9 protein-coding genes are annotated in these 9263 nt (G+C 51.5%); 4 read left to right on the top strand and 5 right to left on the bottom strand.

What is annotated here, in order from left to right; all coding sequences use genetic code 11:
* Window positions 1-5: 5 nt before the first annotated feature.
* Window positions 6-266, bottom strand: coding sequence for a hypothetical protein (locus BUE76_RS04635; protein WP_073045054.1), 261 nt, complete (start codon window positions 264-266; stop codon window positions 6-8).
* Between the two features lie 303 nt (window positions 267-569).
* Between BUE76_RS04635 and BUE76_RS04640 the strand changes: the two genes are divergently transcribed.
* The 4 genes from BUE76_RS04640 (at window position 570) to BUE76_RS24130 (ending at window position 3178) form a co-directional block, all read left to right on the top strand.
* The gene (locus BUE76_RS04640) at window positions 570-1601 is read left to right on the top strand and encodes an asparaginase (RefSeq protein ID WP_073045055.1); all 1032 of its coding nucleotides are present in this window, start codon (window positions 570-572) and stop codon (window positions 1599-1601) included.
* Window positions 1602-1748: 147 nt separating this feature from the next.
* Window positions 1749-2159 carry an OsmC family protein gene (locus tag BUE76_RS04645; RefSeq protein WP_073045057.1) on the top strand — a complete coding sequence of 137 codons (411 nt, stop codon included), beginning with the start codon at window positions 1749-1751 and terminating at the stop codon, window positions 2157-2159.
* Between the two features lie 207 nt (window positions 2160-2366).
* On the top strand, window positions 2367-2771 hold the full coding sequence (locus BUE76_RS04650; protein ID WP_073045058.1) for a hypothetical protein: 405 nt from the start codon (window positions 2367-2369) through the stop codon (window positions 2769-2771).
* A gap of 179 nt (window positions 2772-2950) precedes the next feature.
* Window positions 2951-3178 (top strand): hypothetical protein, encoded by a 228-nt coding sequence (locus BUE76_RS24130; RefSeq protein ID WP_143157371.1) that lies wholly within the window; start codon window positions 2951-2953, stop codon window positions 3176-3178.
* A gap of 188 nt (window positions 3179-3366) precedes the next feature.
* On the opposite strand, the gene BUE76_RS04655 is transcribed toward BUE76_RS24130, so the two are convergent.
* The 4 genes from BUE76_RS04655 to serC form a co-directional block, all read right to left on the bottom strand.
* Complete coding sequence (locus tag BUE76_RS04655) at window positions 3367-5172, bottom strand: AMP-dependent synthetase/ligase (RefSeq protein ID WP_073045059.1); 1806 nt, start codon at window positions 5170-5172, stop codon at window positions 3367-3369.
* Window positions 5173-5408: 236 nt separating this feature from the next.
* Window positions 5409-6404 carry a tetratricopeptide repeat protein gene (locus BUE76_RS04660; protein ID WP_158069925.1) on the bottom strand — a complete coding sequence of 332 codons (996 nt, stop codon included), beginning with the start codon at window positions 6402-6404 and terminating at the stop codon, window positions 5409-5411.
* Window positions 6405-6642: 238 nt separating this feature from the next.
* Entirely contained in the window at window positions 6643-7863 is a 1221-nt protein-coding gene (locus BUE76_RS04665; protein WP_073045060.1) for a DUF1015 domain-containing protein, read from the bottom strand.
* Window positions 7864-8068: 205 nt separating this feature from the next.
* The gene (gene serC, locus BUE76_RS04670) at window positions 8069-9148 is read right to left on the bottom strand and encodes a 3-phosphoserine/phosphohydroxythreonine transaminase (RefSeq protein WP_073045061.1); all 1080 of its coding nucleotides are present in this window, start codon (window positions 9146-9148) and stop codon (window positions 8069-8071) included.
* Between the last annotated feature and the right edge of the window lie 115 nt (window positions 9149-9263).

The raw sequence follows: 9263 nt of genomic DNA on the forward strand, positions 1-9263 counted from the left end.
AGTCCTCACTGGTGCTGCAGGTGTGCCTCAATGGCATCAATCACCCGGCTCATCAGCTCAAGGGCAGGTGTGGGTGTGGCATGTCGCATGGCCTGAAAACCGGTGGTGCTGTTGTAAGAAATATTGCCTTCGGGAATGAGGTGGTGCAGGGTGGTGTCGGGCAGGTGGATGTGCACGGAAAAAAGATCGCCACCATTGGAGATCTTGACAAATGCCGTATAACTTCTTCCTTCAAATGTAAATGCAACGGTAAAAATCCTGCCCATATTGATCCTGGTTTCTATTGGTTTTCGTGCAGGGCTGCGCCCCGGCGGTCATTGGCTATTGGAGTAGTTGAAGCTGGTTTTTTTATGGGAAAAAATCCCTGCTTCTGTGAATTGGGTTGAAATAAATATAATGCGTTTAATTAATTATCTATCTCTTTGTTTTCCAACGTGGGCAGCTTGTGCATAACCCTTCGGGCCTGAAAGTGCCACTGGTAAAGGATTGGCAGTATTGTTGGCTAATTGCGCTATTTTGCCGCCTCTAACCCTTAGGCACAGCGCGAAGGATCAGGTGCAGTAAAAGCTATGACTAAAATTCTCATCATATATACGGGGGGCACCATTGGCATGATGAACGACCCCAATACCGGGGTGCTCCGGCCTTTTAATTTTACGCAGATCGTAGACAATGTGCCCGAGCTGAAGCGACTCGACTACCAGATCACCGTCCATTCCTTCGATCCTATTCTCGACTCATCCAACATGACACCGGCCACCTGGATCAAGCTGGCACGTGCCATTGGCGACCATTACGACGAGTACGATGGTTTTGTGGTGCTGCACGGCTCCGATACCATGGCCTATACCGCATCGGCACTCAGCTTTATGCTGGAGGGCCTCAACAAACCCGTGGTGTTTACCGGTTCGCAACTGCCCATCGGCGAAATACGCACCGATGCCCGCGAAAACCTGATCACTGCCCTGGAGATCGCATCGGCCAAACGCGAAGGAATGGCCCGTGTGCCTGAAGTGTCTATTTATTTCGACTTCCAGCTGTTTCGCGGCAACCGCACTTTTAAGTACAGTTCCTCCAAATTTGAAGCCTTCCGCTCACCCAACCTGCCGGCGCTTGCCGAAGCGGGCGTGCACCTGCGGTTCAACGACGCCATTATCCGCCCCTGCACCGATTGCAAGCTGCATGTGCAAACAGAGATCAATCCTTCTATTGCAGTACTGAAACTGTATCCCGGTATCCAGCAGCAAACCGTTGAAGCCATTGTGGGCGCCGATGTGGCGGCCATCGTGATGGAAACTTTTGGTTCGGGTAATGCGCCTACGCATCCCTGGCTGTTGCAAACCCTGCGTAAGGCAATTGATGATGGCAAAACCGTACTCAACATATCGCAGTGCCCGGTAGGCGGTGTGGAGCTGGGGCGGTACGATACCAGCCGTGAGCTCAAGGAAATGGGCGTGGCCAGCGGCTTTGACATGACCTTTGAGGCTGCCGTAGCCAAGCTGATGTATGGCATGGGTAAAGGGCTGCGCGGATTGCGGCTGGAGCAGTTGCTGGAAACAAACCTGGTAGGGGAACTTACCCGCAACCGCGAGCAGGTGTAAACAGCTTTGCTGCCGGGCCCGTAGAGGATTGTTTAAAATAAAGCTGTTTTGTCCCGATAAAGTTATGTTTGTTGCCGCGGCGGCAAAACGAGCAGCCATCGCGGTACATTTTTTACTTTAGTACAACCACAAAAAACAAAATCAACTATGATTCGTAACGCAACAGCCGTTTGGAACGGTTCCGGCAAAGAAGGCAATGGCCATCTATCTACCCAAAGCGGTGTACTTAAAGAAACCCAATACTCTTTCAATACGCGTTTTGCCGATGGCATTGGCACCAACCCCGAAGAACTGGTTGCAGCGGCGCACGCAGGTTGTTTTACCATGAAGCTGAGCTTTGTGCTCAACGAAAAAGGGTTTACTGCCGACCGCCTCGAAACCAAGTGCGAAGTAACTTTTGAGAATGGCGCTGTTACCAAATCGCACCTCATCCTGCAAGGTACCGTACCCGGTATCAGCGAAGAACAGTTTGGCGAGGCGGTAAAAGAAGCTGAGGCCAACTGCCCCATCTCAAAGCTGCTGAATACCCAGATCTCTTCTGAGGCAAAGCTTGGCTAATAAATTTGCAGCCTGCTGTACAAAAGCCCCGCTACATGGCGGGGCTTTCTTATTGTCTCAACTCCGTTTGACCAATCAAGTATTTTCATTTTAATGCTCTCTACAAAAAACCAAAAACAAAAAACCGGCGGCCATACACCTTTTCATGGCACTATTTTTTAGCCTGTTTTCCTGCCATAATATTTTTTGACCTCAAAATCTACAGTTATGTCGGAAAACAGAAACAGCGATATGAACCAGGATCGCAGCGGGATGGATAACACCCGTGGTTCGGAAGGGCTGGGTGGTCAGAGCCAGAGCTCGGACAGCCTGCAGGACGGCCAGCGTCAGGACATGGGCAACCAGCAGCAGGATATGGGCGGCGGCACCCAAGGCCATGAAAGCATGCGTCAGGGCGGTGCAGAAAGCGACCGCCAGGATACCGGTGGCCAGCCCATGAATATCGAGCGCAGCAGCGTAGCCGATTACGGTTCTTCGGGTGTGCCCCTCGACAGTGGCGACTCGGGCCGTGGTGGCAGCACCGGCAGTGGCCGCACCGATACTGGTGGCCTTGACGATATGGATGAAAATAACAGCATGGGCCACAACCGCAGTGGTGCAGGAGGTATGTAACGATGCATTGCCGCCGTGTTAAACGGCAAAACCCGTACGCCTTGCCCATTCAGGCAGGGCGTTCTGGTGTTGGCTAGACCATGGACCATAGACGATAGACCATGGTCCATGGTCTATCGTCTATGGTCCATCTTTGGCATCATAATGGAAACAATACCGGTAACACTAAACCTTTAATTATGTCAGACGAAAACAATAAACAATTGCGTCCGGAATCTTATCCCAAACCAACAGAGATGGATATGGCTTTGCGCCAGCAGGACGAATACACAACCCTCAAGCCTAACGAGCAGGGACATATCAATGGCGTAAGCCAGCTGGACAATCCCGGTGAGGACAATGCCGCCAACCAGGAAGATGTGGCAGAGAATTTTGATAACTACCGGAAGAATAGGGAAGGGGAGTAGAGGTTTTTGGTTGGAGTTTGGAACAAACTTTTTAACGTACAACTAGAAACAACAGTGGCGGATACAAGAAATTGTACCCGCCACTGTTGTTTAGTACTATAAAAAGAAAAATAAAAGACCTTGGCTGCTTTGTTGGTCTTATTGTTCCAAACAAAAAACCAAAAACCAAAAACAAAAAACCACAGACCTCACACCTTATCCAAAACCCTGTCGCCATTATAAATCCGTTCAACGGCAGCGGCGTGTTTGTCCAGTACAACCTTGCGTTTTAAGGATAGTTTGGGCGTCATTTCGCCGGTATCCACACTCCATTCGGTGGACAGCAGCTCAAAGCGCTTGATCTGCTCTATATGGCTGAAATAGCTGTTGAAGCTATCTACCAGTCCCTTGTACAGGTCTTTCACCTTGGGATGTTGTATCAGCTCTTCGTTGTTCAGGTTACCCAGTGCGTGCCGGTTGGCCCAGTCGCGCAGGTTGAGGAAAGAAGGCACGATCAGCGCACCCACAAACTTGCGGTCGGCGCCCACCACCATCACCTGCTCTACGTAGGGCGATTCCTTGAGTTTGTTTTCAATGGGCAGTGGCGCCACGTATTTGCCGCCGCTGGTTTTAAACAGTTCCTTCTTGCGATCGGTAATGGCCAGGAAACCTTGTTCATCGAGGGTGCCAATATCTCCGGTATAGAACCATCCGTCTTTGATGGCTTCGGCAGTGAGGTCGGGGCGCTTGTAATAACCCATCATCACGTGGGGGCCGCGGGTAATGATTTCGCCATCTTCGGCGATACCCACTTCCACGCCATCGATAGCAGGACCTACGGTGCCAAACTTGCGGCCTTCTGCTTCATACCGGTTTACGCAAATCACCGGTGAGGTTTCGGTAAGGCCATAGCCTTCCATTATAGGTATCTGTGCCGCGGTAAAAATGCGGATCAGCCGCACCTGGCAGGCAGCGCCACCAGTAACGATGCATTTGAGGTTATCTCCCAGGGCTTCGCGCCATTTTTTAAATACCAGTTTGTTGGCAATACCCAACTGGGTGCGGTACCACCAGCTCTGCTCTTTGTTGATTTCGAAGCGGGTAGCCAGGTCGTGTGCCCAGAAGAACAGCCTTTTTTTGACACCGGTAAGCTCCGTGCCTTTCTGCATGATCTTATCGTACACCTTCTCCAGCAGGCGGGGCACGGTAGTAAACATATGCGGCTGCACTTCTTTGAGGTTGTCGCCAATGGTTTCCATGCTTTCGGCGTAGCAGATGCTGGTGCCCTCAAAAAGATAGAGATAGGTTACCATGCGCTCAAAGATGTGGTTGAGCGGCAGGAAGCTCAGGGAGCGCATATTGTCGCCGGGCGGAAATACAGGCATAGCGCCCAACACGTTGCTCAAGATATTGTGGTGGCTCAGCATCACACCTTTGGGCGTACTGGTGGTACCAGAGGTATAGATGAGCGTCAGCAGGTCTTCGGTGTTGATGCGTTCGGAGGCGGTGGCCAGTTGTTGGTAATGTTCCTGGCGGCCCAGAGCCAGCAGGTCTTTCCAGTGGCGGCAGCCGGGTGTCAGGTCAAAAGAAAAAACATCCTTCAGTACCGGTACCTGTGGCTGCACCGTTTGCACTTTCTGAAAAAGGCTTTCATCATTTACAAAAATCATCTTCACCTGTGCGTCGTTGAGCACAAAGGCCAGGTCCGTAACGTGCACAGTAGGATAAATGGGTACCAACACGGCCCCGATTTTTTGCACCGCAAGGTCCAGCATCACCCATTCGGGCCGGTTTTTGGCAATGATGGCCACTTTGTCGCGGCCTTCAATACTCATATCGTTTGCCGATATGCCCATGGCCAGCAGGCCCGTTGCCAGCTGGTCTACAAGGGTAGCCACTTCGTTGGTGGCGTACTTGCGCCACTGCCCGTTTTCTTTAGCTGCAAGCATGGCATCCAGTCCGCCATTTTCCTGCTGCACGGTAATGCAATCGAACAACCTGCGTGGCTTGATCATAGTGTTGGTTTTTAATAAGGCAAACAATCAAAGACTAATATAGGCGAAAAGGCAGCGAGTGCAGGTTCTTGGTTTTCAGTTTTTGGTTTTTGGTTTCTTGTTGCCAATCACTGGCTGTAAGGAAGGTTCTATAAACTTCTTACAAAAGGTTGATGTTTCTCTAAGTTCAAATTCAGTCATCCCTGCTGCCTGTAACCAAAAACTAGAAACTAAAAACCAGAAATCAAAAACTGCTTTTACCTGTAATACTGCCCCTGTGGCACCCGGAAGATCCGGCTGCGCTGGAAGGAGGTAAAGGCAGCATGTGCGTCGTTGTGGGTGCGGCTCCAGTTTTCGTAGGCCGGCAGGTTTTCTACGGTGCCAAACAGCCACTGGTTGTAGGCTTCAAACATACCTTCGCGGGCCAGCTGCTGCTGGTAGTCGAACAATTTAAACGGAAACTTGGTAGCGTTGCTGGCATACCAGTCGAGCAGGAAACGGGTACGGATGGCTGTGAGTGTTTCCACGGTAATGCCGGTATTGGCTACGCTGCCCTGCTTTTGCACCGTTTGCAAAAAGGCTTTGGCAAACTCGCTTTCATTTTTAGGCTCGTTGCCTTCGGCAAAAAGGCGCTCCTTGTATTGCTGGAGCAATAGCTTCTTCATGGCGGTGGCCCTTTCGGTCAGGCTTTCCATATTCACGAATATTTCGCCATAGATGAGGGGCCATACCTTATTGCCTGCATTGGCATAATGCACGGCGGCATTGTAGTAGTTGCCGGCAAAAGAAGGGTCGGCCTGTATGCCTTTTTCCCATTGCTCGATGGCTTCCCCGTTTTTGGCGGATGCCAGCAGTTCGCCGTACTCGTTGTACAGTGGCCCGCTGGCCGGAAACTTCTTGATGGCACGGCGATACATCCGGGTAGCCTCTTTCAGGTCTTCCAGGGCGCGGTACACATTGCCTGCCAGCTGAAAGCTCATTACATCGGCGTCATCGTCGTCAATGAGGGATTTGGCTATTTCGAGGGCCTTGCTGTAGTCGCGTTTATAGTAGTGGGCCAGTACGAGGTCTTTTTTCAGCTCGCGGTTTTCCTTGTCCGAAGCCAGTGCCCTGTTGAACACCAGGATGGCATTTTCAAAATCGCCGCTGCGCAAAAAAGCACGCCCTGTTTCCTGCATGTTCTGTTCCTGCGCACCTGCGGTGCTGCTGATGGCGATAAGGGTAGCGAAGAAAACCTGTTTCAGTTTTTTCATCATCATGGTTTGTAGTACATCAGCTGAAATTAGCTGATCCGCAAAGGCAAATATAGCGCCTAAAACCCCTGCACCCCCTGTCCCCTAAAGGGGGAACTTAGGTCAAACAATCCTTTTAACAACAAAGCCACCCTTTGGCGGAGTGGCTTTGTTGTTTTGGAATCAGATACTAGCGCATGGAGCAGAAAAAAGAGCTGCTCCGGCCTAAGTTCCCCCTTTAGGGAGACAGGGGTGTTGTTTAAATCACGTGCGTCAGCAAACCATCCCGCAGCTTGGGTTCAAACCAGGTGCTCTTGGGCGGCATTACATTGCCGCTGTCGGCGATGTCGAACAGCTGCTGGATGCTCACGGGGTAAAGGCTGAATGCTGCCGCCATCTCGCCGCTGTTCACCCTTTTTTCCAGCTCGCCCAGCCCACGGATGCCGCCTACAAAATCAATACGCTTGTCGGTGCGGGGATCGTGGAGGTTGAGGTGCTTGGCCAGCACATTTGCCTGCAGGATGCTTACATCCAGCACACCAATGGGGTCGGTGGTATAGGTGCCTTCTTTAGCGGTAAGCGTATACCACTGCCCGCCGAGGAACAGACCAAACTGGTGGAGTGCTGCGGGTTGTACGGCGCCTTCGGCTTTGGCAATGGTAAAATCGCTTTCCAGCGCTTGCAGGAAGGCTTCAGGTGTAAGGCCATTGAGGTCCTTTACCACGCGGTTATAATCCAAGATGGCCAGCTCGTTGGCGGGGAATATGGTGGTAAGAAAATACTGTGCTGCTGCACTGTCGGGCAGCTCCTTGCTTACCTTGGCTGCCGAGGCGCAACGGTGGTGCCCGTCGGCGATATAGGTAAACGGAATCTGCTCTTCAAAAATGCGGGTGATCACATCGATGGTGGCCGCTGTATTTACCACCCAGATGGTGTGCTGTACGCCATCATCGGCAGTGAAGTTGTAGTCGGCTACCTGCTGGCTTTTCCAGTGTGCAAAAGTGTCGCTGAGGTCCTTATTTTCCTTGCAGGCCAAAAACACATTGCCGGTTTGTGCCCGGATGGTGCGCATATGGTCGATGCGGTCCTTTTCCTTTTCGGGGCGGGTAAACTCGTGCTTCTTAATTACGTCGTTGAAATAATCCTGCACCGATGATACGCAAACCAGGCCCGTTTGGGTGCGGCCGCGCCATGCCAGTTCGTAGATGTAGTAGCAGGGCTCCGCTTCCTGGAACAGGATGGACCGCTCTACCAGTGCATCGAGGTTTGCCTTTGCCTTTTCGTACACTTCGGGGGTATGGATATCGATGCCTGCGGGCAAATCTATTTCCGACTTGGTAACATGCAAAAAAGAAAGCAGGTTGCCGGCGGCTTCTGCGCGGGCTTCTTCGGAGTTCAGTACATCATACGGACGCGATGCCACCTGTGCGGCGTACTCGAGGTGCGGACGCAGGGCCCGGAAAGGTTGGATGGTTGCCATTTATTGCGATTGAGTGATGAGTAAAGAGTGAGGAGTGATGAGTGTGCGGCAATTGTTGATGAGTGATGATGAGCGTGATGAGTGGTGAATATTTTTTTCTGATGAATTAATTGGAAGGAGTTGCCTGCATGGTGCTTTATCCGAATTGATAGTACCAGCAAACAAGCAAGCTCCTACTGCTAATTCATCACTCATTACTCATCACTCATCCTTTTGCTGCAAACTGCTTCATCGCCTCCGTCAGCGCCACTACGCTTTCGTAAGGCAGTGCGTTGTACAGCGATACGCGGAAACCGCCCACGCTGCGGTGGCCTTTTACACCCACAAAACCTTCCTGCTGGCACATGGCGTTAAAGCGGGCTTCAGCATCGCTGTTTTGCATCACAAAGCAGGCATTCATCAGGCTGCGGTCTTCCTTGGCTACGGTGCCGGTAAATACTTCGGGGTAAGCATCGATGGTATCGTAGAGCAGTTTGGCCTTGTGGATATTTTCTTTTTCGATAGCAGCCACACCACCCTTGGCTTTGAGCCAGCGGAGCGTAAGCATACAGATATAGATGGCAAATACTGGCGGCGTATTAAGCATGGAGCCATTCTCGATGTGGTTGCGATAGTCCATCATGGTGGGCAGCTTGCGACTAACCTTGCCCAGCATGTTTTTGTCTACCACCACAAGGTTCACACCTGCAGCGCCAATGTTTTTTTGCGCACCGGCGTAAATCAGTCCAAACTTATTGTAGTCCATGGGGCGGCTCAGGATGTCGGAGCTCATATCGGCTACGAGGGGCACACCGGCATTGTAAAAGGGTGAGAAGTCCTGCCATTGCGTACCATAGATGGTATTGTTGGTGGTGAGGTGCAGGTAGGTGCTTTCGGGGTTGATGGGCGTCCACTCCTTGGGCAGGTGGTTGTAGGTGCTTTCCTTCGAAGAGCAGATAACATCTACGTTGCCATAAAGCTTTGCTTCCTTGATGGCCTTGGCTGCCCACACACCGGTATCGGTGAAGGCGGCAGAGGCATTATCATCCAGGAGGTTCATGGGCACCTGCATAAATTGCGTGGAAGCGCCGCCGTGCAAAAACAATACTTCATGGTCGGCGTCCAGCGACATCAGCTCTTTTACCAGCGCAAGGGCTTCATCCATGATGGGCTGAAACAACTTGGTGCGGTGGCCTATTTCTAGGATGGACAAACCGGTATCATTGAAATTCAAAACGGCCTGGCTGGCCTGTTCGTACACTTCTTTGGGTAAAATAGCGGGACCTGCGTTGAAATTGTGTTGCACTGGCGGTGATTGATTTTAGGGAGGCTAAAGTTAAGGGAAACGCAGGTTAGGCGGTTTGGGGTGGAGGGTTTGGGGTTTGGAGTTTGGGGTTTGGGGTTTGGGGTTGGGGGTTTTT

It is taken from the genome of Cnuella takakiae (assembly GCF_001953305.1).
GTDB classification, from domain to species: Bacteria; Bacteroidota; Bacteroidia; order Chitinophagales; family Chitinophagaceae; genus Flavisolibacter; species Flavisolibacter takakiae.